Source organism: Stenotrophomonas sp. YJH_SMC_46, from assembly GCF_059370315.1.
Map to the genome: position 1 here is coordinate 356,436 of NZ_JCAFTO010000004.1, position 20,219 is coordinate 376,654.

At 67.5% G+C, this 20,219-nt stretch carries 17 protein-coding genes and 1 riboswitch; of the genes, 9 read left to right on the plus strand and 8 right to left on the minus strand.

Going from position 1 to position 20,219, the window contains the following annotated elements:
• Positions 1-8 precede the first annotated feature (8 nt).
• Positions 9-593 carry a DUF4124 domain-containing protein gene (locus AC5P8C_RS15210; RefSeq protein WP_058980414.1) on the minus strand — a complete coding sequence of 195 codons (585 nt, stop codon included), beginning with the start codon at positions 591-593 and terminating at the stop codon, positions 9-11.
• A gap of 40 nt (positions 594-633) precedes the next feature.
• Complete coding sequence (metF, locus tag AC5P8C_RS15215; RefSeq protein ID WP_019661081.1) at positions 634-1,461, minus strand: methylenetetrahydrofolate reductase [NAD(P)H]; 828 nt, start codon at positions 1,459-1,461, stop codon at positions 634-636.
• A gap of 202 nt (positions 1,462-1,663) precedes the next feature.
• On the opposite strand from metF, the gene AC5P8C_RS15220 reads away from it, so the two are divergent.
• From AC5P8C_RS15220 to AC5P8C_RS15235, 4 genes are read left to right on the plus strand one after another with little or no spacing between them, the layout of a single operon-like run.
• Positions 1,664-2,596, plus strand: coding sequence for an alpha/beta fold hydrolase (locus AC5P8C_RS15220; protein WP_233653209.1), 933 nt, complete (start codon positions 1,664-1,666; stop codon positions 2,594-2,596).
• 24 nt (positions 2,597-2,620) lie between these two features.
• The gene (locus AC5P8C_RS15225; RefSeq protein WP_495219033.1) at positions 2,621-3,667 is read left to right on the plus strand and encodes a sensor histidine kinase; all 1,047 of its coding nucleotides are present in this window, start codon (positions 2,621-2,623) and stop codon (positions 3,665-3,667) included.
• Positions 3,664-4,395 (plus strand): LytR/AlgR family response regulator transcription factor, encoded by a 732-nt coding sequence (locus tag AC5P8C_RS15230; protein ID WP_233653208.1) that lies wholly within the window; start codon positions 3,664-3,666, stop codon positions 4,393-4,395. Before AC5P8C_RS15225 ends, AC5P8C_RS15230 begins: the two co-directional genes overlap by 4 nt.
• 51 nt (positions 4,396-4,446) lie before the next feature.
• Entirely contained in the window at positions 4,447-5,004 is a 558-nt protein-coding gene (locus AC5P8C_RS15235) for a DUF3228 family protein (protein ID WP_010481895.1), read from the plus strand.
• Positions 5,005-5,079: 75 nt separating this feature from the next.
• Here AC5P8C_RS15235 and AC5P8C_RS15240 read toward each other — a convergent pair whose 3' ends face one another.
• The 3 genes from AC5P8C_RS15240 to ahcY all read right to left on the minus strand — a co-directional run bounded on the left by AC5P8C_RS15240 (position 5,080) and on the right by ahcY (position 7,641).
• Entirely contained in the window at positions 5,080-5,565 is a 486-nt protein-coding gene (locus tag AC5P8C_RS15240; protein ID WP_495219034.1) for a hypothetical protein, read from the minus strand.
• Positions 5,565-6,038: a Cys-tRNA(Pro) deacylase gene (ybaK, locus tag AC5P8C_RS15245; protein ID WP_495219035.1), complete on the minus strand. Its 474-nt coding sequence runs from the start codon at positions 6,036-6,038 to the stop codon at positions 5,565-5,567. Before ybaK ends, AC5P8C_RS15240 begins: the two co-directional genes overlap by 1 nt.
• 157 nt (positions 6,039-6,195) lie before the next feature.
• Positions 6,196-7,641 (minus strand): adenosylhomocysteinase, encoded by a 1,446-nt coding sequence (gene ahcY, locus AC5P8C_RS15250; RefSeq protein ID WP_019661087.1) that lies wholly within the window; start codon positions 7,639-7,641, stop codon positions 6,196-6,198.
• Between the two features lie 36 nt (positions 7,642-7,677).
• Positions 7,678-7,761: riboswitch (S-adenosyl-L-homocysteine riboswitch) on the minus strand.
• A gap of 119 nt (positions 7,762-7,880) precedes the next feature.
• Here ahcY and AC5P8C_RS15255 point away from each other — a divergent pair.
• Positions 7,881-10,397: a S9 family peptidase gene (locus AC5P8C_RS15255; RefSeq protein WP_495219036.1), complete on the plus strand. Its 2,517-nt coding sequence runs from the start codon at positions 7,881-7,883 to the stop codon at positions 10,395-10,397.
• 237 nt (positions 10,398-10,634) lie between these two features.
• Positions 10,635-13,346, plus strand: coding sequence for a phosphoenolpyruvate carboxylase (gene ppc / locus AC5P8C_RS15260; RefSeq protein WP_495219067.1), 2,712 nt, complete (start codon positions 10,635-10,637; stop codon positions 13,344-13,346).
• Positions 13,347-13,413: 67 nt separating this feature from the next.
• Here the strand turns inward: ppc and AC5P8C_RS15265 are convergent, their stop codons facing one another.
• Positions 13,414-13,920 (minus strand): acyl-CoA thioesterase, encoded by a 507-nt coding sequence (locus tag AC5P8C_RS15265; RefSeq protein ID WP_019661090.1) that lies wholly within the window; start codon positions 13,918-13,920, stop codon positions 13,414-13,416.
• 140 nt (positions 13,921-14,060) lie between these two features.
• Positions 14,061-15,272 carry a methionine adenosyltransferase gene (metK, locus tag AC5P8C_RS15270; protein WP_005408103.1) on the minus strand — a complete coding sequence of 404 codons (1,212 nt, stop codon included), beginning with the start codon at positions 15,270-15,272 and terminating at the stop codon, positions 14,061-14,063.
• A gap of 327 nt (positions 15,273-15,599) precedes the next feature.
• On the opposite strand from metK, the gene olsF reads away from it, so the two are divergent.
• From olsF to AC5P8C_RS15285, 3 genes are all read left to right on the plus strand, one after another.
• Complete coding sequence (gene olsF / locus AC5P8C_RS15275) at positions 15,600-17,315, plus strand: bifunctional ornithine lipid synthase OlsF (RefSeq protein WP_019661091.1); 1,716 nt, start codon at positions 15,600-15,602, stop codon at positions 17,313-17,315.
• A complete protein-coding gene (locus AC5P8C_RS15280) occupies positions 17,312-18,112 on the plus strand; it encodes a UDP-2,3-diacylglucosamine diphosphatase (protein ID WP_019661092.1) in 801 nt (266 codons plus the stop codon). The genes olsF and AC5P8C_RS15280 overlap by 4 nt, the downstream gene beginning before the upstream one ends.
• Before the next feature lie 123 nt (positions 18,113-18,235).
• The gene (locus tag AC5P8C_RS15285) at positions 18,236-19,303 is read left to right on the plus strand and encodes a metal-dependent hydrolase (RefSeq protein WP_019661093.1); all 1,068 of its coding nucleotides are present in this window, start codon (positions 18,236-18,238) and stop codon (positions 19,301-19,303) included.
• Between the two features lie 57 nt (positions 19,304-19,360).
• On the opposite strand, the gene AC5P8C_RS15290 is transcribed toward AC5P8C_RS15285, so the two are convergent.
• Positions 19,361-20,188 carry a class I SAM-dependent methyltransferase gene (locus AC5P8C_RS15290; protein ID WP_019661094.1) on the minus strand — a complete coding sequence of 276 codons (828 nt, stop codon included), beginning with the start codon at positions 20,186-20,188 and terminating at the stop codon, positions 19,361-19,363.
• Between the last annotated feature and the right edge of the window lie 31 nt (positions 20,189-20,219).

Genomic DNA, 20,219 nt, shown 5'->3' on the forward strand with positions numbered 1-20,219 from the left:
GCCCGCGATCACAACGTGATCCAGAAACACCCGTACTGCCGCCGTAATCCCACCACCGTCGAGGCACGCGCCACGCTGCCTGGCAGGGTCTGCTCCAGGCGCAGGCCGACCGGATGGCGAACAGCCGTCGGCTCAGGGGCGGATCCCTGCGCAGCAGGGCCCTGGCCCTCGTCAGTCACTGCGTCCTGGCCCTGTCCTGGATACACCGGCACGACGTCCACCAGCGGCCGCCGCACCAGCGATTCCAGTTGACCGAGGATTCGCTGCGCGCCCGCATCGGAGACCGCGCCCCACAGGTACAGCGAGGACAGCCGGTTCACATCATTGCTGACGATGCCGTTGCGCAATGCGTCCACTAGTTCACTCAGCCGCCGCGGGCAGCGTGCCCCCAGGGTATCGCGCTGCAGAATGTTGCCGCTGGGCGCAGGCGGTGGCACCCGCGACCGCGCACCCACACTGTCGCAGGGTCGGTCGGTATACACGCTTTGGCCCTGCGCATCGGTGCAGCGGTTCAGGCGCGTGGACTGTGCGTGGGCGACGCTCGACAGCACGCACAGCGGCAGCAGCAACAGCAGGAAGGAAAGCCGGATCATCCTCGCAGGGTAGCGCCGATCCGGTCCGCATGGCGTGCTTTCAGCCTTGGAGCAGCTTCAGCACCGAGGTGGTCGGCTTGGCCAGGTTCAGCGTGTAGAAGTGCAGGCCGGGCGCGCCGCCTTCGATCAGGCGCTGGCACAGCCGGGCCACCACTTCCGTGCCGAATGCACGCACCGACTCCGCATCATCGCCATAGGCCTGCATCTTGCGACTGATCCAGCGCGGAATCTCCGCACCACACTGTTCGGAGAAGCGGCGCAGCTGGCTGAAGTTGGCGATCGGCATGATGCCCGGCGTGATCGGCACCTGCACGCCCAGCCGCCGCACTTCATCGACGAAATGGAAGTACGCGTCCGGATTGAAGAAATACTGGGTGATGGCCGCATCGGCACCGGCATCGATCTTGGCCTTGAAGTGCTTCAGGTCAGCCAGTGAATCGGAGGCCTGCGGATGCGTCTCCGGATACGCGCCCACTTCGATGTGGAACGCATCGCCGTGCTCGGCGCGGATGAAGGCGATCAGTTCGGCGGCATAGCGCATGTCGCCGGGAAAGCCCATGCCCGAGGGCAGGTCGCCACGCAGCGCGACCAGGCGGCGGCAGCCGATGGCGCGGTACAGCTTGAGCAGCTCGCGGATCTCCTGGCGGGTGCCGCCCACGCACGACAGGTGCGGCGCGGCATCGAACCCATGGTGCTGGTTGAGGTGGCGCACGGTCTCGGAGGTGTAGCTCAGGGTCGAGCCACCGGCGCCGAAGGTACACGACACGTATTCGGGGGCGTAGTCCTTCAGCTTGGCCGCAGCACGGTCCAGCTGGCTGCGCTGTTCGTCGGTCTTGGGCGGATAGAACTCGAAGCTGATGGCGGTCATGGCACGGGCGGTGGCGGCGGGTGCGAAACAGTATATCTCTTCATCAAGATGGATGCTTGAAGATTGGCTGAGGCCAGCCGTCCCCAACCCGCGACCGTTTGCCCCGCCGTGCGGCCGCTGCTCCGAAATCGCAACCGGGGTGCCTCCGCCAGGCCCACGCTGCTCCCATCCCGGCGCCACCCATCCCATGAAGGAGCAGACGATGAAGATCTTCCTGGCACTCTGGTACGCAATGAAGGCCGTGGCCCGGCTGGCGATGATCGGCATGGCGATGGCCGTGCTCGGTTCCGGCTCGGCGCATGCCGCCACTGCCGGCGCCCCGGGTGCGGGCAAGGTGCAGGTCGAGGTAGTCGGGAAGGGCCGTCCGCTGCTGACGATCCCCGGCCTGAACAGCAGCGCCGAGGTCTGGCGCGAGACCTGCCTGGCGCTGGAGGATGTGCAGTGCCACCTGGTGCAGCTGCCGGGCTTTGCCGACGCCGCGCCTGCCGACCCGCGCCCGGCCGAATTCCTGGCGGCCATGCGCGGGCAGCTGCTGGCCTACCTGCATGACCAACAGCTGGGCCCGGTGGTGGTGATCGGCCACAGTCTTGGCGGCCTGCTGGGGCTGCAGATGGCGCAGGCCGAGCCGAAGGCAGTCAGCGCGCTGGTGGTGGTCGATGCATTGCCGTTCCTGCCGGCGGCGCGTGACCCGAACGCCACCGCAGACAGCGTGCGGCCGATGGCCGACCAGCTGCGCAAGGGCATGCTCGCCGCCGATGCCGCGCAGTGGCAGGCGCAGCTGAAAGCCGGCCTGCCGGGCATGACCCGCGATCCGCAGCGGCAGGCCGAACTGGGGCGCTGGGGCGAAGCCAGCGACCGCCAGACCACCGCTGACGCCATGCATGCGGTGATGACCACCGACCTGCGTGACAGCATCGCCTCGATCACCGCACCGACGCTGGTGCTGGGCAGCTGGGCCGGCTACCAGCCGATGGGCGGCACCGAGGACAGCACGCGCGCGGTGTTCCAGGCGCAGTACGCGAAACTTCAGGGCGTGCAGATCGCGATGAGCGCGCAGGGGTTCCACTTCCTGATGTGGGATGATCCGCGCTGGCTGCGCGGTCAGGTGCAGGCCTTCCTCGACCACCACCACTGAGTTTCAACACGCCTCGGAATGGACATGCCGGATTCCTCCTCGACGGTACGCTTCTGGCTGCTCAATGCGCTGGTGTGGGTGCTCTATGGCGTTGCCGGAATCGGCCTGCGCCAGGCCTATTTCAGCGATGCCGGAAGCGCAGGCGTGTTGATCACGCTGGGCCTGGCGTTGGCCCTGTTCGGGTGCAGCGGTGCCATCCGTGCGCTGGCGCTGCGTGCCGACTGGTGGGCGCGCGGCACGGCCGGGCTGTTGCTGCGGCTGGCGCTGTCGGTGGCATTGGGCGCGGCAGTGGCGCAGCTGCTGGTGAACATCGCGCAGCACTCGGCGCTGGCCTGGAACTGGGTGAGCCTGGGGCGGAAGACGGCCGACTTCAGCCCCAAGGCGCTGCTGCTCTACTGGTACACCACTGCGGTGATGCTGGCCCTGTGGGCAGCGCTCTGGGCAGGCCTGCACAGCCTGCGCCGGATACGCAGTGCGGACCTGGCGCGCCTGCGTGCCGAGGCCGAGCGCAGCGCGCTGGAGCGCGATGCACTGCGTGCACGGCTCAACCCGCATTTCATGTTCAATGCGCTGAACAACCTGCGTGCGCTGATCCTGGAAGATCCTGAGCGTGCGCGCGACATGGTCACCCGCCTGTCGCGCACGCTGCGCCAGGCGCTGGCACACAACCGCAGCGAGCAGGTCACGCTGGCCGAGGAACTGGCGGTCGTGGACGACTACCTGGCCATCGAGGCAGTCCACTTCGAACAGCGCCTGCAGGTGAACCGGCAGATCGATGCCGACGCCCTGCAGGCACAGCTGCCGGCGATGGCGCTGCAGCTGCTGGTGGAAAACGCGATCAAGCATGGCATCGCCAGCCGCCCGGGCGGCGGCGGGATAGAGATTCGGGCCACGCTGGACAATGACGTACTGCGCCTGCAGGTGGACAATCCGCTGGGCGGCGCCAACGAGCCCACCCATGGCCATGGCGTCGGCCTTGCCTACCTGCGTGCGCAGCTTGGCACGCAGGGGAGTTTCATGTTGCAGCCGGTCGGCGACCGCATGCAGGCCCTGCTGGAGATTCCGCAATGAGTGGCGTGCTGCGTGTGTTGATCGTTGATGATGCACGGCTGGCGCGGCAGGAGCTGCGCACGCTGTTGTCGGCGCTGCCATGGGTGCAGTGCGTGGGCGAGGCCGACGATGTGCCCGCTGCACGCGAGGCGATCGCCACACTGGCGCCGGACCTGGTGCTGCTGGATGTGCAGATGCCCTCCGGCAGCGGCTTCGATGTGCTGGATGGGCTGGAGACGGTGCCGGCGGTGGTCTTCGTTACCGCCTACGACACCTACGCGGTGCGCGCCTTCCAGGCCAACGCGCTGGACTATCTGGTGAAGCCGGTCGAGGCGCCGCGCTTGCTGGAAGCGTTGCAGCGGGCGCGCCAGCGCGAGGTGGTGGCGGGCGAAACGCCGGAGCCGCGCAGCACGCTGGGCGCGCAGGACCAGGTGTTCGTGCGCGAGGGCGAACGCTGCTGGTTCGTCGCGGTCTCGGAGATCCGTCGGCTGCTGGTGGATGGCAACTACACACGGCTATGGTTCCGCGACCAGAACGCCCTGCTGACCCGCAGCCTGAGCGCGCTGGAAGCACGCCTGCCGCCGGAGTTGTTCTTCCGCGCCAACCGCAACACGCTGGTCAACCTGCGCCGCATTCGTGGCGTGACGCCCAGCATTGCAGATGGCTACGACCTGACGCTGGACGACGGCAGCGAGGTGGAGGTATCGCGGCGGCAGGCACGTGAACTGCGCGAGCGGATGGCGTTGTAGGGGCTGCCAGCAGTTACCCTGTGCAGCAGAACTCCTGATCACACCTGCGCCATGTCCATCGTCCTCACCGATTTCGCCCGTCCCCGCCTGTTCCCGCGCGTGCCGCGCGGCAACACCATCCAGGACTGCACTGCCGAGCAGTTCGAGGCACACCTCAATGCGCAGGCGCCGCTGAAGGTGCTCGACGGCTACGCCCCGTTCTGCAAGCTGTTCGTCTACGAGAACTGGACCAGCACGCGCTGCCTGACGGTGCCGGTCACCGAGGCCAACCGCCACCTGCTGCGCAGTGGTTACGAAGCGCGCAACCGCGAGGAATTGCCGGTGCTGGTGCGTTGGTTCGAGGGCGTGGAATCGCCGCGTGCGAACTACCTGGTGGTGATCCTGTACAGCGCCGAGCAGCTGGCCAGGGAAGGTTCGCCGATCGAGGCCGACTGGGGCATCGTCGGCTGCATCTACACCGCCGAACCGGAAGAGGTGCCAATGGCGCCGATCACGATGATGCGCAATGCGCTGGGCGTGGAGGAGGGCGGCTCCGGCGTGCCGCTGGACCGTGAGGCGTACCGGCGTTCTGTCGAGTTCTGGGAGAACAACGCGAACTGGCGGCCGTGAGCAATATTTGCCATCCACGCATCGCGTGAATGTGCGGGCCGCAGTAGAGCCACGCCATGCGTGGCTGCTTGGCCTTCAGGCAGCTTTCCATTCCCACCACGGGTAATGGTACTCGCGGTCGATGGCCTGCCAATGCTGGCCGCATTGCGTGCAGGCAATGGTGTGGCAATCGCCCCAACCCTCCTCGGCCTCCTGCAACGAGAGCAGCTGCATCTGCCCTTGTTCGATCAGGCGACGCGGATCGAAGAACGGGTAGCCGGGGTTGAGCGCACACAGGCATCCCTTACGCGCCTGCCAGTAGCGTAGCCGTTGCAGGCCCGCCTTGAGGTGTGCCTGGTTGCTGATCAGCATGCCGCCCAGGGCGATGCCCTCGCAGCTGCGTTCGATCAGGTCGACATGTGTGGCCAACGCGTCCAACGATGAGGCACTGAACAGCCGTGCGACGCTACGTGCGGCATCGGTGATGCGCGTTGCGTCGCGCGACAGCAGGTCCTGCAACAGCACATCGGCCTGTGCATCGTCGAGACGGGGTATCCGCGCTGCAGACCAGGGCCAGCGCATCAGCGAGACTTGCCGATGGCAGCGTAGTGGCCGGCGGTGAGGCGCAGCAGGTCAGCCGGCGCCAGTTCCACTTCCAGGCCGCGGCGACCGGCGCTGACATGCAGCGCGGGCAATGCCTGAGCGCTGGCATCCAGGAAGGTGCGCAGGCGCTTCTTCTGCCCAAGCGGGCTGATGCCACCGACCAGGTAACCCGTCGCGCGCTGTGCGGCGTCGGCGGCGGCCATCTCGCATTTCTTGCAGCCGGCCGCTTCGGCCAGAGCCTTCAGGTCCAGCTGGCTGGCCACCGGCACGATCGCCACCAGCAGTTCGTGTGCCTCGGTGCTGGCCAGCAGGGTCTTGAACACCTGGGCCGGATCGAGGCCAAGCTTGTCGACGGCTTCGCCGCCGTACGATTCGGCGTGGGCGTCGTGCACGTAGCTGCGCACCGTGTGGGCGATCTTCTCGCGCTTGAGCAGGTTGATGGCCGGGGTCATGGCTGCATCGTAGCGCGCGCTGGGCGCGTTGCCTTGACCGAGGCTACTGCGGGTGGATGCGCGGCGGTGGCGCGCCAACGCAGAACGGGCGCCCGAAGGCGCCCGTCCGTGTCGCATGCACCGGTAGTGCCGGCCGCTGTCCGGCACCCTGAAGGCATCAGTAGCGGTAGTGGTCCGGCTTGAACGGGCCTTCCACCGGCACGCCGATGTAGTCGGCCTGTTCCTGGGTCAGGGTGGTGAGCTTCACGCCGATCTTTTCCAGGTGCAGGCGCGCCACTTCCTCGTCCAGCTTCTTCGGCAGCAGGTAGACCTTCTTCTCGTAGCTGTCCTTGTTCGCCCACAGGTCGATCTGTGCCAGGGTCTGGTTGGCGAAGCTGTTGGACATCACGAAGCTCGGGTGGCCGGTGGCGCAGCCCAGGTTCACCAGGCGGCCTTCGGCCAGCAGGAAGATCGCGTTGCCGTTCGGGAAGATGTACTTGTCCACCTGCGGCTTGATGTTGACGTGCTTGATGCCCGGGTAGGACACCAGTGCGTCGACCTGGATCTCGTTGTCGAAGTGGCCGATGTTGCAGACGATGGCCTGGTCCTTCATCGCGCTCAGGTGCTCGATGCGGATGATGTCGCGGTTGCCGGTGGTGGTGACGTACAGGTCGGCACGGCCCAGGGTCGATTCGATGGTGTTGACTTCATAGCCTTCCATCGCCGCCTGCAGGGCGCAGATCGGGTCGATCTCGGTGACGATCACGCGCGCACCGTAGGCACGCAGCGAGGCCGCGCAGCCCTTGCCGACGTCGCCGTAGCCGCAGACCACGGCCACCTTGCCGGCCAGCATCACGTCCATCGCGCGCTTCAGGCCGTCGGCCAGCGACTCGCGGCAGCCGTACAGGTTGTCGAACTTGCTCTTGGTGACCGAGTCGTTGACGTTGATCGCCGGGATCAGCAGGGTGCCGGCCTGGGCCAGCTGGTACAGGCGATGCACGCCGGTGGTGGTCTCCTCGGAGACACCCTTCCAGTCCTTGACCACGCGGCCCCAGTAACCGGGGCGCTCCTTGGCCACGCGCTTGAGCAGGTTCTTGATGACCTGTTCTTCGTGCGAGGCGGAGGCGGTGTTGACCCAGTCGCTGCCGTTTTCCAGCTCGTAGCCCTTGTGGATCAGCAGGGTCACGTCACCGCCGTCGTCCACCACCAGCTCCGGGCCGGTCAGGGTGCCATCGGCCAGGGTGAAGGTCAGCGCGTCCAGGGTGCAGTCCCAGTACTCTTCCAGGGTCTCGCCCTTCCAGGCAAACACCGGGGTGCCGGTGGCGGCAATGGCGGCGGCCGCGTGGTCCTGGGTCGAGAAGATGTTGCACGAGGCCCAGCGCACGTCGGCGCCGATGTCCTTCAGGGTCTCGATCAGCACCGCGGTCTGGATGGTCATGTGCAGCGACCCGGTCACGCGCACGCCCTTCAGCGGCAGCTCGGCCTGGTACTTGCGGCGGATCGACATCAGGCCCGGCATTTCGTGCTCGGCGATGTCCAGTTCCTTGCGGCCCCAGTCGGCCAGCGTGATATCGCGGATCTTGTAGTCACCTTCGGTGGAGAAGGTCTTGGCAACAGCGTTCATTCGTGTGCTCCGGTTGTGGACGAGCGGATGCTCGAATCTAGCCGGGCGCCGTTGTTACAAAGCCACCTTACCGAGCCTGGCCGGGCCTCGTGGGATCCGGTCGCAGCGCCCCTCGGCAGGGGAGAACCCCATTATATCGCGGCCCCGGCATGACATCGGCATGACCCAACCATCGGCAGATGGGGCCGCTCGCACGGCCTGTTAAGGTCGGTGTTTTCACGCATCACACAGGTGGAACGATGAGCATGCACGCGCGCCGCACACGGCGCTGGACCGGCCTGGTCCTGTCGATGGGGCTGCTGGCGGTGGCCCCGCTGGCCTGGGCGGCCGCCTCGCAGCCAGCTCCGGCGCAGGCGCAGGGCGTCAATGGCTACGAACTGCCATCGGCCGCACTGCAGGCAGTGGTCGACGCCCCGCGCGCGCCGTCGCTGTTCCTGTCGCCGCGCCGCGACGTGGCCGCGATGATGCAGATGCCGTCGCTGCCTTCGATCCAGGTGGTGGCGCAGCCGGAACTGAAGCTGGCTGGCCTGCGCATCAACCCTCGCACGTTCTCCGACAGCCGCTTCAGCTTCGGCGAGAAGCTGTGGCTGATGAACGTGGCCGACGGCAAGGAGCGGCAGATCAGCGGCCTGCCGGCCAAGCTGTCGATCGCCAGTGTGATGTGGTCGCCGGACCAGAAGTGGCTTGCCTTCAACCAGGTCGACGCTGCCAGTGGCGCCAATGAACTGTGGCTGGTGGACGTGGCCGGCGGCAGTGCCCGTCGCCTGGTTGCCGGCCTGAACACGGTGATCGGCAGCGGCTACCAGTGGCTGCCGGACAGCCGCGGCCTGGTGGTGTTCACCCGCCCGGCCAACCTCGGTGCGGCCCCGCCCGCCGATGGCATTCCGACCGGCCCGGCCGTGCAGCAGACCAGCCAGGGCGGCGGCGTGGTGTCGATCCGTACCTACCAGGACCTGCTGAAGAACGAGGCCGACGCACGCCAGTTCGACTACTACGCCACTACCCAGCCAATGGAAGTCGGCCTGGATGGCAGCACCCGCGCGATCGGCGCGGCCGGCATCTTCATGGGCTTCTCGGTGTCGCCGGATGGCCGCTTCGTGCTGCGCCAGCCGGTGCAGCGCCCGTACTCCTACGTGGTGCCGGTGAGCAGTTTCCCGCGCCGCATCGAAGTGATCGACCGTGCCAGCGGCAAGCTGGTGCACACCGTCGCCGTTCGCCCGCTGGTGGAAGGGCTGCCGACCGGCAACGATGCCGAAGTGACCGGCGTGCGCGACATCAGCTGGCGCGGTGATGCCGACGCCACCCTGGTCTGGGCCGAAGCGCAGGACGGCGGCGACCCGAACAGGGACGCCAAGGTGCGCGATGCGGTGCTGATGCAGGCCGCGCCGTTCGACAAACCGCCGGTCACCCTGGCCCAGCTTGGCAGCCGCCTGGCCGGCATCAGCTGGGGCCGCGGTGACCTGGCCCTGCTGACCGAATCGTGGTGGAAGACCCGCAGGACCAAGACCTGGCTGATCGCCCCGGACAACGCCGGTGCCGAGCCGCGCCTGCTGTGGGATCGTGACGCGCAGGACCGCTATGCCGATCCGGGCCGGCCGCTGCTGGCCAGTGACGAGCGGGGTCGTTCGCTGCTGCAGACCAGCCCCGATGGCAGCAGCCTGTACCTGGCCGGTGCCGGTGCTTCGCCGGAAGGCGACCGTCCGTTCGTGGACCGCTTCGACATCGCCACGGGCAAGGCAACGCGCCTGTTCCACTCGCAGGCGCCGAGCTATTCGCTGCCGGTGGCGTTGCTGGACGACCAGGCCAGCTCGCTGCTGCTGAGCCGCGAGAGCCCGGATGAGCCGGCCAACTTCTACGTGCAGTCGCTGGCCGATGCCGGTGCTGCACCGCGCGCGCTGACCCATTTCGCGCACCCGCTGCCGCAGTTGAAGGGCGTGCAGAAGGAGCAGATCCGCTACAAGCGCAAGGATGGGGTCGACCTGACCGCGACCCTGCTGCTGCCGCCGGGCTACGACCCCAAGCGGGACGGCCCGCGGCCGCTGCTGATGTGGGCCTACCCGGGTGAGTTCAAGAGCGCGGCTGCGGCCAGCCAGGTGACCGATTCGCCGTACCGCTTCAACGCGGTCAGCTACTGGGGCCCGCAGGCGTTCCTGGCCAAGGGCTATGTGGTGCTGGCCAGCCCGTCGATGCCGATCATCGGTGAGGGCGACAAGGAGCCGAACGACACCTACATCGAACAGCTGGTGGCCAACGCGCAGGCAGCGGTGGATGAGGTGGTGCGCCGTGGCGTGACCGATCGCGATCACATCGCCATCGGCGGCCATTCCTACGGTGCGTTCATGACCGCCAACCTGCTGGCACACACCCGCCTGTTCAAGGCCGGCATCGCCCGCAGCGGCGCCTACAACCGCACGCTCACCCCGTTCGGCTTCCAGGCCGAGGAACGCAACTACTGGCAGGCAAAGGAGGTCTACCAGAAGATGGCGCCGTTCAACTACGCCGACAGGATCAAGGATCCGATCCTCTTCATCCACGGCGTGGACGACAACAACTCCGGCACCTTCCCGATCCAGAGCGAGCGCATGTTCGCCGCGGTGAAGGGCCTGGGTGGCACCGCGCGGCTGGTGATGCTGCCCAACGAATCGCATGCCTACCGCGCACGCGAATCGATCATGACCATGCTGGCCGAGAGCGAGCGCTGGCTGGAGCAGACCATTGGCCCGGCCGAGCAGGGCAAGGCGAAGAAGAAGCGCTGATACGTGCATGAGGGTGGCCGCTGCAACAGCGGCCGCCTGTGCGGCTGCGCCGCCGCCCGAGCATGGGCTCGGGCGCTACACGGTATAGCGCGTGATGATGTCTGTAGAGCCGAGCCCACGCTCGGCTGCTTCTGCTGCAGATACGTGCAGATGAAACCATTTCCGCATCGCAGCATCGTGCGCAATCTGGTTTAGGCTTGGGGTCTGGATCCGTTGACCGAGGCCTGTGCGTCGCCGATGAACGAGTACCGCAGCAGCATCGAGTTTGCTTCTCCCGATCTTCCGCTTCGCGATGACGTGCGCCGGCTCGGCGCGCTGGTCGGCGACCTGCTGGTTGAACAGGTCTCCGCCGCGTTTCTCGACGATGTCGAGGACGTGCGCACCCGCGCCATCGCCCGTCGCGAGAACCAGGCGGCGTTGTCCGAGCTGGCCGAAGGGCTGGCCGGGCGCACGCCGCAGCAGGCCGAGACCATGGTGCGGGCGTTCAGCACCTATTTCCAGGTGGTCAACATCGCCGAGCGCGTGCATCGCATCCGCCGCCGCCGTGACTACCAGCGTGCCGGTACCGCAGGGGCGCAGCCCGATGGCCTGCAGGATGCGCTGCAGCACCTGAAGGCGCAGGGCGTGACGCTGGACGAGCTGGCGCAATGGCTGCCGCGCATCGACATCGAACCGGTGTTTACCGCGCACCCGACCGAAGCGGTGCGCCGCGCGCTGCTGGAGAAAGAGCAGCTGATGGTGGCCAGCCTGGTCGACAACCTTGATGGCCAGCGCACGCCGGGGGAAGCGGCCGCCGATGCCGCGCGCTTCCGCATGGCGCTGACCGCTTCGTGGCAGACCACCGATTCCTCGCCGGTGCGGCCCACCGTGGATGACGAGCGCGAGCACGTCGGCTTTTATCTGGTACAGGTGCTGTACCGGGTGATCCCGGTGCTGTACGAATCGCTGCAGCAGGCGCTGCGCGATACCTTCGGCGAAGAACTGCCGCTGCCGCGCCTGCTGCGCTTCGGCACCTGGGTGGGCGGCGACATGGACGGCAACCCGAACGTGGATGCCACCACCATCCGCAACACGCTGGATGCACAGCGGCAGGCAGTGCTGGGGCGCTACCAGAAGGAACTGCTGCAGCTGGCCAGCCTGCTCAGCCAGTCTACCGAGCGAGTGGGCGTGAGTGATGCGTTGCAGGCACGCGTGGCGCAGTACCAGCAGCTGCTGCCGCAGGTGCAGTCGCGCCCGCGCCATGCCGACATGCCGTACCGCCTGCTCAACGACCGCATGCGCGCACGCCTGCAGGCCACGCTGGATGATGACAGCGGCGCCTACGCCGGCCCCGCCGAACTGATCGACGATCTGCAGCTGATCCTCGACAGCCTGCGCGCCAATCGCGGCGAACAGGCCGGCGGCTTTGCCGTGCAGCGTCTGCTGTGGCGGGTGAAGACGTTCGGCTTCCATCTGGCGAGGCTGGATGTGCGCCAGGAATCGAGCGTGCATGCGCGTGCGCTGGCCACGGTGCTGGGCAGTGACGTAGCGTGGGACGATCTCGATGCCGTGGGGCGTGCGCGCCTGCTGGCGCCGCATGCGAGTGGTGACACGCCGTTGCCGAAGGGCGACGACGAAGGCAACCAGCGGCTGGATGCGGTGTTTGCCGCGCTGGCTGATGCACGCGCACGCCATGGCGGCGATGCACTGGGCAGTTACATCATTTCGATGGCGCACGACCGCAGCGACGTGCTGGCGGTACTGGCGCTGGCGCGGCGTGGTGGCCTGGTCGACGCCGATGACACGGTGCCGCTGGACATCGCGCCGCTGTTTGAAACCGTGGATGACCTCAAGCGCGGCACCGCCACGCTGCGCGACCTGCTGGACGACCCGGTGTACCGCACCCATCTGCGCGCGCGCGGCGACGTGCAGATGGTGATGCTCGGCTACTCGGACAGCAGCAAGGACGGTGGCATCGCCGCCTCGCGCTGGGGCCTGCAGCGCGCGCAGGTGGAACTGCTGGAGGTGGCGGCCGAGGCGGGCATCCGCCTGACCTTCTTCCATGGCCGTGGCGGCTCGATCAGCCGTGGCGGTGGGAAGACCACGCACGCCGTGGATGCTTCACCGCGCGGCAGCATCGATGGCCGCCTGCGGGTGACCGAGCAGGGCGAAGTGATCCATCGCAAATATGGCATCCGCGCGCTGGCCCTGCGCTCGCTGGAACAGGCCACCGGTGCGGTGCTGCGCGCCAGCCTGCGCCCGCGTGCCGCCGAGCCGCGCGAGGATGCGTGGCGGCCGGTGATGGACGCGGTGTCATCGGCCAGCAGCGAGGTGTATCGCGCCTTCGTTGGCCAGGCCGGCTTCATGGACTACTTCCGTACCGCCACACCCATCGACGTGATCGAGCGGATGACGCTGGGCTCGCGTCCTTCGCGCCGTCTCGGCCAGGATGCGGCACTGGGCAACCTGCGTGCGATTCCCTGGGTGTTTGCCTGGAGCCAGGCGCGTGCCGTCATTCCCGGCTGGTACGGCGTGGGCAGCGGCCTGCAGGCGGCGGTGGACGCTGGCCATGAAGAGACCCTGCGCGAAATGGCGCGTGACTGGCCGTTCTTCCGCACCTTCCTGGACGACATCGCGATGGTGCTGTCCAAGGGTGATATCACCATCGCCGAGCAGTTCTCGCTGTTGTCAGGCGACCTGCACGGGCGCTTCTTCCCGCAGGTACAGCGCGAACTGGAACTTACCCGGCACTGGCTGCTGGCGCTGATGGACCAGAAGACGCTGCTGGACCATGATGCGCGGCTGGCGCTGTCGATCCGCCTGCGCAATCCCTACGTCGATCCGATCAGCGTGCTGCAGGTGGATCTGCTGCAGCGCTGGCGGGCCAGCGGGCGCGAGGATGACGAGCTGCTGCGCGCGCTGGTGGCGTGCGTGAACGGCGTTTCGCAGGGGGTGCAGAACACGGGTTGATGCGTATCCGCCGGGCATGGCCCGGCGCTACCTGCCTCGGTGGGTGCGGGGCGTGCCCCGCACGCCCTCACTCCTCCGGCGACGGAGGATTCGATGCCAGCAGTTCCAGGTGGCGCTGTTCCATTTCCTGGCGCAGTTGGCGGCGGATCAGCGCTGCGGCCTGGCGGCGCTTCTCGTCCGAGGTGACCGGCTGCAATGTTGGCACCGGCGTCGGCCGGCCTTCCTCATCCACGGCCACCATCGTGAAGAAACAGCTGTTGGCGTGGCGCACGCTGCGCTTGAGGATGTCTTCGGCCACCACCTTGATGCCGATCTCCATCGACGAGGTGCCGGTATGGTTCACCGAGGCCAGGAAGGTGACCAGCTCGCCCACCGCGATGGGCTGGCGGAACATCACCTGGTCCACCGACAGGGTGACCACATAGCTGCCGGCGTAGCGGCTGGCACAGGCGTAGGCCACCTGATCAAGCAGGCGCAGGATGGCGCCACCGTGGACCTTGCCGGAGAAATTGGCCATGTCCGGCGACATCAGCACGGTCATGGACAGCTGGTGGGTTTTCAGTTCGGTCGACATGGGCCGATTGTATCGGCGTGGCGTAGCTCTTGTAGAGCCGAGCCCATGCTCGGCTGCTCTTGTCGCAAGAAAAAGAAAGCCGAGCATGGGCTCGGCTCTACAGAACGCAGAAGGGCCGCGTGAGCGGCCCTTCGTGTTTCTTACTTCAGCTTCGCATCGGCGCGCAGGGCGGCGGCGCGGTCGGTCTTCTCCCAGGAGAAGGCCGTGGCGTTGACGGTCTCGCCTTCGCCGTTGAGGTAGCTGAACTCCTTCGGCTTGCGGCCGAAGTGGCCGTAGGCCGCAGTCTGCTGGTACATCGGGTGGATCAGGTCCAGCATCTTGATGATGCCGTACGGGCGCAGGTCGAAGTGCTTGCGGATCAGCTTCTCGATCTTGTCATCGCTGATCTTGCCGGTGCCGAAGGTGGTGACCGAGATCGAGGTCGGCTCGGCCACGCCGATGGCGTAGGAGACCTGCACTTCGCAGCGGTCGGCCAGGCCGGCAGCAACCACGTTCTTGGCGACGTAGCGGGCCGCGTAGGCAGCCGAACGGTCGACCTTGGACGGGTCCTTGCCGGAGAACGCGCCACCACCGTGACGGGCCCAGCCGCCGTAGGTGTCGACGATGATCTTGCGGCCGGTCAGGCCACAGTCGCCCACCGGGCCGCCGATCTCGAACTTGCCGGTCGGGTTGATGTGGAACTTGGTACCCTTGTGCAGCCACTTGGCCGGCAGCACCGGCTTGATGATTTCTTCGCGGACGGCCTCGATGAGGTCCTTCTGCTTGATGCCCGGGGCGTGCTGGGTCGACAGGACCACGGCGTCGATGGCCGAGACCACGCCGTTTTCATAGCGCAGGGTGACCTGGCTCTTGGCGTCCGGGCGCAGCCACGACAGCGGCGAGTTCTTCTTCTTGCGGATCTTGGCCTGCTGCTCGACCAGGCGGTGCGACAGGTGGATCGCGGCCGGCATGTAGCTGTCGGTCTCGTTGGTGGCATAGCCGAACATCAGGCCCTGGTCGCCAGCGCCCATTTCTTCCGGCTTCTTGCGGTCCACGCCCTGGGCGATGTGCGGCGACTGCTTGCCGATCAGGTTCAGCACGCCGCAGGTGGCGCCGTCGAAGCCGACGTCGGAGCTGTCGTAGCCGATGTCCGTGATGACCTTGCGGGTCAGCGCTTCCAGGTCGATCCAGGCGCTGGTGGTGATTTCACCGGCCACGATGGCAACGCCGGTCTTGACCATGGTCTCGCAGGCCACGCGGGCACGCTGGTCCTGGGTCAGGATCGCGTCCAGCACCGCATCGGAGATCTGGTCGGCAACCTTGTCCGGATGGCCTTCAGAGACCGACTCGGAGGTGAAGAGATAGCTGGACATCAGGCGTAATATCCCTTGATTCGGATGGAAAGATGGGCGCGCATGATACACGGGGTGCGCCGCCTGTGCATTGTGAACCGGTACCGGTTGCCGGTGGTTAAGCCCGCGTAGGCCTGGCAAGGGCCGTCGTGACGGGATTGGGGCCCGGCCTCGAGGCCCAGTGTTCCACCAGCGTGACGACGGACGGGGCTGTCCAACCCCGGACCACGCAGGCCGCGACCCTGCCGGGCCGGCCGTCATCGTTCTGCCCCGAAACCGCCATCTGGCTGCCGCCTGCCGGGCGCAGGCTGTCGGCCAATCCGGCCGCCGGGCATGAGTGGATCCGCCATGCAGGAACTCGAACAGCGTCTCCAGCAACGCTTCCCCGATTGGTTCCATGGCCGTCGTGGCCAGCTGGCACGGCCGCTGCTGCGCAGCGTCGGTCGCTGGTCGCGGTTGGACCAGATCGAGGCCTTCCTGAAGCGCAGTGCAGGGTTGCGCGGATTCGGCTTCGTCGCCGCCGCCCTGGAATTCGTCGATGGCCAGTACCAGGTGGATCCGGCCGCGCTGGCGAAGATCCCGGCCACCGGCCGCCTGCTGATTGTTGCCAATCATCCGTCCGGGGCGCTGGACGCGCTGGCGCTGCTGGACGCGGTCGGCCGCATCCGCCGTGACGTGCGGATCGTGGCGAACGATCTGTTGGGGGCTATCGCGCCACTGCAGGATCTGCTGTTGCCGGTGCGCATCCTTGGCGGCAAGGCCCAGCGCGGCAGTCTGCACGCGGTGGAGGAGGCGCTGGCCGCCGAGCAGTGCGTGATCGTGTTCCCGGCCGGCGAGGTCTCGCGCCTCTCGCTGCGAGGCATCCGCGATGGTCGCTGGCAGCGCGGGTTCGTGCGCTTTGCCCGCGCCGCCGGGGCGCCGGTGCTGCCAGTGCGGGTGGAAGCGCGCAACTCAGCGCTGTTCTACGGCGCATCAACCCTGTTCAAGCCGGCCGGCACCGCGCTGCTGGCACGCGAGATGTTCACCCGTCGTGGCCGCCCGCTGCGGCTGAGCATCGGCGAGCCGATGCGGCTGGGCGATGGCGGTGACCCGGGCGCACAGCTGCTGGCGGTACGCCGCGCGCTGTATGCGCTGGGCCGCAATGGCGCGGCCGGCAATGCCGCTGCCTGCGCAGGCCCTGAGCCGCTGGCCGCCCCGGTGCCCCCTTCGCAGGTCGCTGCAGGGATTGCCGCAGCGACCCAGCTGGGCCAGACCGCCGATGGCAAGCAGATTCTGCTGGCCACCTGTACTGCCGATTCGCCGCTGCTGCTGGAGCTGGGCCGCCTGCGCGAACTGACCTTCCGCCAGGTGGGCGAGGGCACCGGGCGCAGCCGTGACCTCGACAACTACGACCCGCAGTACGAGCACATCGTGATCTGGGACGCCGCCGCGCAGCGCATCGCCGGCGCGTACCGGATCATGCGCGGCGCCCACGCACTGGCCCGGCACGGCCTGTCCGGGCTCTACAGCGCGTCGCTGTTCCGCTATTCCGACGATGCCATCACCCACATCGCCGAGGGCCTGGAACTGGGCCGCAGCTTCGTGGTGCCCGACTACTGGGGCAGCCGCAGCCTGGACTATCTGTGGCAGGGCATCGGCGCCTACCTGCAGTGCCGGCCGGGCATCCGCTACCTGTTCGGCGCCGTGTCGATCAGCGCGGCGCTACCGCGTGAAGCGCGCGAGCAGCTGGTGGCGTACTACCAGCGCTATTACAGCGGTACCGCTGGCCTGGCCGAATCGAACCGCCCGTTCCAGTACTTCGCCGCACCGCCCAGTTTCGGTGAGCTGGATGCAGGCGCCGCGTTCGAGGTGCTCAAGGCCAACCTGGCTGCGCTCGGTACCGGCGTACCCACGCTGTACCGCCAGTACACCGATCTGTGTGAACCCGGTGGTGCCCGCTTCCTCGCCTTCGGTGTCGACCCGGACTTCAGCGATTCGATCGACGGCCTGATCGAAGTGGACCTGTGTGCGATCCGGCCGAACAAGCGCAAACGCTACCTGCGCGACGCGGGGACGCCGGCATGAGCGCGCTGGCGAACCTGTCGCCGCACCGGCGCGCAGTGTTCGTCTCCGATGTGCATCTGGGTTCACGTCATTGCCATGCCACCGAGCTGGCACGGTTCCTCTTGCAGCTGCGTTGCGAACGGTTGTACCTGGTCGGCGACATCATCGACCTGTGGTGGATGGCGCATCGCCGGGCCAATTGGCGGCAGTCACACAGCGAAGTCATCCAGGCCCTGCATGCATTGCGCCGCGCGGGTACCGAGATCATCTACATCCCCGGCAACCACGATGCCTCGCTGCGCCAGGTCTGTGGGCTGATGCTGCCGGCGATGCAGGTGCGCCGCCGCGCCATCCACGTGACCGCCCATGGCCGCCGGCTGCTGGTCGCGCATGGGGACGAGTACGACGGCGTGACCCACTTCGGTGGCCTGCAGGAGAAATTCGGCGATTGGCTGTACTACCGCATCCTGACCGGCAACCAGGCGCTGAACGCGGTGCGGCGGCTGCTGGGCATGCGCTACTGGTCATTGTCTGAATTCCTGAAGAAGCGCAGCGGCGCCGCCGAACGCTACATCGAGCGCTTCGTGCAGGCCGGGCTGGACGATGTCCGCCGTCGCGGGCTGGATGGCATCGTCTGTGGCCACATCCACCGAGCTGCGTTGACTGAACGCGATGGCCTGGTCTACGCGAACGACGGCGACTGGGTGGAAAGCCTGACCGCGCTGGCCGAAGACCATGATGGCGCGCTGCGCCTGCTGGACCACAACGGCCAGACGCTGGCGGAGCTGCCGGGCGCACGCATGTCGCAGGCGGCGTAACCCGCCCGCGTCTGTACCCTTGTAGAGCCGAGCCCATGCTCGGCTGCCGTTACACGCAATGAAGAGCAGCCGAGCATGGGCTCGGCTCTACATGCACCGCCCGCAAGCCGCTAGCATCGGCCCATGGACTCCCTGACCCAGATCGTGCTCGGTGGCGCCGTCGCTGCTGCCATCGCCCCGCCTGGCCACCGCCGCGCGGCCCTGCTGGCCGGTGCCGCGCTTGGCACCCTGCCGGACCTCGACGCCCTGTGGCTCGGTTTCACCGCAGCCGATCCGGTGGCGAACATGATCGAGCACCGCAGTTTCAGTCATTCGCTGCTGGTGCTGCCCTGGGTGGCCGCATTGATCTGGTGGCTGTTCAAGCGCTTCGGCAATGGCCGCGTCGCGCAGTCACCGCTGCGCTGGTTCTGGGCGATCCAGCTGGCGCTGGTCACCCATCCGCTGTTGGATGCGTTCACCGTCTACGGTACCCAGCTGTGGTGGCCGTTGCGGCCACATCCGACCATGGGTTCCAGTGTCTTCATCATCGATCCTGGCTACACGGTATGGCTGCTGCTGGGCTGCGTGCTGGCCTGGTTTGGTCGCGCCCGGTCCTGGGTGGGCAAGGTGCTGGGCGTGGCGCTGCTGATCAGCAGTGGCTACCTGGGCTGGGGCCTGATCGCCAAGGCACAGGTCGACCGTGCCGCGCAGCAGAGCCTGTCCGCGATGGGCCTGGGCGATGCGCCGCGCTTCTCGGTGCCGATGCCGTTCAACACCCTGCTGTGGCGGGTGGTGGCGATGACGCCCAACGGCTACGTGGTGGGTGATCGCTCGCTGGTGGCCGACCACGGGCCGATGCGGTTCGAAGGCCATGCGTCCAACGTGCAGGCCTTGCGCGAAGCGGGGGGCATTCCGGCAGTGCGGCGCCTGCAGTGGTTCAACCGTGGCTTCATGCGTGCGCAGGTCGTGGACGGCCGGCTGGTGCTGAGCGACCTGCGCATGGGGCTGGAGCCGGACTACACCTTCAATTTCGTCGTGGCCGAGCAGGCCGACGGGCAGTGGCGGGCAATCGTTCCCGAGCAGGTGCGCGTGGACTACAGCAGTCCCGCCGCGCGTGCCGACGCCGGTCGCCGCCTGGCGGCGATGTGGCAGCGGATCTGGCAGGAGCCGGCGGCGGCGCCGGGCGCGGCCGACCACACCGCCGTGCATTGATCAGTGGATCCACGCATGGCGTGGCTCTGCGGCCTCGATCGGCAGCAGAACACCGGATCAATACACCGTGGCGCGGCCCTGGACGAACGAATAGAAGAACACCGCATTCGGGTCGTTCTGCACCAGGCGGAACTCGCGGCGCATGCCTTCCACGGTTTCCTCGTCCACCGAGCCGGCCTGCAGCAGCTGGTCGGCCGCCGACAGCAGCAGCTGCTCCCAGAACGCGATCATCGTCTTGCGGCGCGCCGGTTCACGGTTGTCCAGGTGGATGGTCTTGATCTCGGTGTGCACGTCGCGGAAGCCGCCGGCCAGCAGCAGGTTGCCCAGCTTGGCGCCAACGAACGGGTCGCCCCCGTGGTCGTACTGGAAATCGTTGAACGCCATCCAGTAACGCCAGATGTGCGGCGAATACGGGTCGAGCAGGAACGAGGCATTCATCACCTCGGTGATGTAGACCGGCGAACCCGGTGCCAGCACCCGGCGCACCTCGCTCAGCACGCGCGCCGGTGACGGCACGTGCTCCAGTACCCAGCACAGGAACGCCGAGTCAAAGCTGCGTGCCTCGAACGGGAGCTCGCCGGCGTCAGCCTGCTGGAGTGTGTAGCGATCGCTGCACCACGGCGTGCGCGCCAGGTTCTCGCGTGCGGTAGCCAGCTGCGCTTCGCTCAGGTCCACGCCGGTCACGTGCAGCTCGGGAAAGCGGCGCAGCAGGATCTCGGTCTGTGCACCAACGCCACTGCCGACTTCCAGCAGGCGCCGCGCGCCGCTGTAGTCGATCTGGCCGAAGATGCTCGATTCCAGCAGCCGGGCCTGGGTCATGAGGCGCTGCTGCTCGGTGCCGGAAAACCCGTGGAGGTAGGTGGGAGAGGAGATCGGCGGGGTCATGGAGGCGGGCTCTCGGAGTTCAATTCGGTCG

Excerpts from the sequence above, each read along its gene's own strand:
- AC5P8C_RS15220 (WP_233653209.1), top strand. The coding sequence starts at position 1,664 with ATGAAGATCTTCCTGGCACTCTGGTACGCAATGAAGGCCGTGGCCCGG.
- ahcY (WP_019661087.1), bottom strand. The coding sequence starts at position 7,641 with ATGAACGCTGTTGCCAAGACCTTCTCCACCGAAGGTGACTACAAGATC.
- metK (WP_005408103.1), bottom strand. The coding sequence starts at position 15,272 with ATGTCCAGCTATCTCTTCACCTCCGAGTCGGTCTCTGAAGGCCATCCG.
- AC5P8C_RS15290 (WP_019661094.1), bottom strand. The coding sequence starts at position 20,188 with ATGACCCCGCCGATCTCCTCTCCCACCTACCTCCACGGGTTTTCCGGC.
- AC5P8C_RS15235 (WP_010481895.1), top strand. The coding sequence starts at position 4,447 with ATGTCCATCGTCCTCACCGATTTCGCCCGTCCCCGCCTGTTCCCGCGC.
- AC5P8C_RS15240 (WP_495219034.1), bottom strand. The coding sequence starts at position 5,565 with ATGCGCTGGCCCTGGTCTGCAGCGCGGATACCCCGTCTCGACGATGCA.
- metF (WP_019661081.1), bottom strand. The coding sequence starts at position 1,461 with ATGACCGCCATCAGCTTCGAGTTCTATCCGCCCAAGACCGACGAACAG.
- olsF (WP_019661091.1), top strand. The coding sequence starts at position 15,600 with ATGCAGGAACTCGAACAGCGTCTCCAGCAACGCTTCCCCGATTGGTTC.
- AC5P8C_RS15280 (WP_019661092.1), top strand. The coding sequence starts at position 17,312 with ATGAGCGCGCTGGCGAACCTGTCGCCGCACCGGCGCGCAGTGTTCGTC.
- ybaK (WP_495219035.1), bottom strand. The coding sequence starts at position 6,038 with ATGACCCCGGCCATCAACCTGCTCAAGCGCGAGAAGATCGCCCACACG.
- AC5P8C_RS15210 (WP_058980414.1), bottom strand. The coding sequence starts at position 593 with ATGATCCGGCTTTCCTTCCTGCTGTTGCTGCTGCCGCTGTGCGTGCTG.
- AC5P8C_RS15230 (WP_233653208.1), top strand. The coding sequence starts at position 3,664 with ATGAGTGGCGTGCTGCGTGTGTTGATCGTTGATGATGCACGGCTGGCG.
- AC5P8C_RS15285 (WP_019661093.1), top strand. The coding sequence starts at position 18,236 with ATGGACTCCCTGACCCAGATCGTGCTCGGTGGCGCCGTCGCTGCTGCC.
- ppc (WP_495219067.1), top strand. The coding sequence starts at position 10,635 with ATGAACGAGTACCGCAGCAGCATCGAGTTTGCTTCTCCCGATCTTCCG.
- AC5P8C_RS15225 (WP_495219033.1), top strand. The coding sequence starts at position 2,621 with ATGCCGGATTCCTCCTCGACGGTACGCTTCTGGCTGCTCAATGCGCTG.
- AC5P8C_RS15255 (WP_495219036.1), top strand. The coding sequence starts at position 7,881 with ATGAGCATGCACGCGCGCCGCACACGGCGCTGGACCGGCCTGGTCCTG.
- AC5P8C_RS15265 (WP_019661090.1), bottom strand. The coding sequence starts at position 13,920 with ATGTCGACCGAACTGAAAACCCACCAGCTGTCCATGACCGTGCTGATG.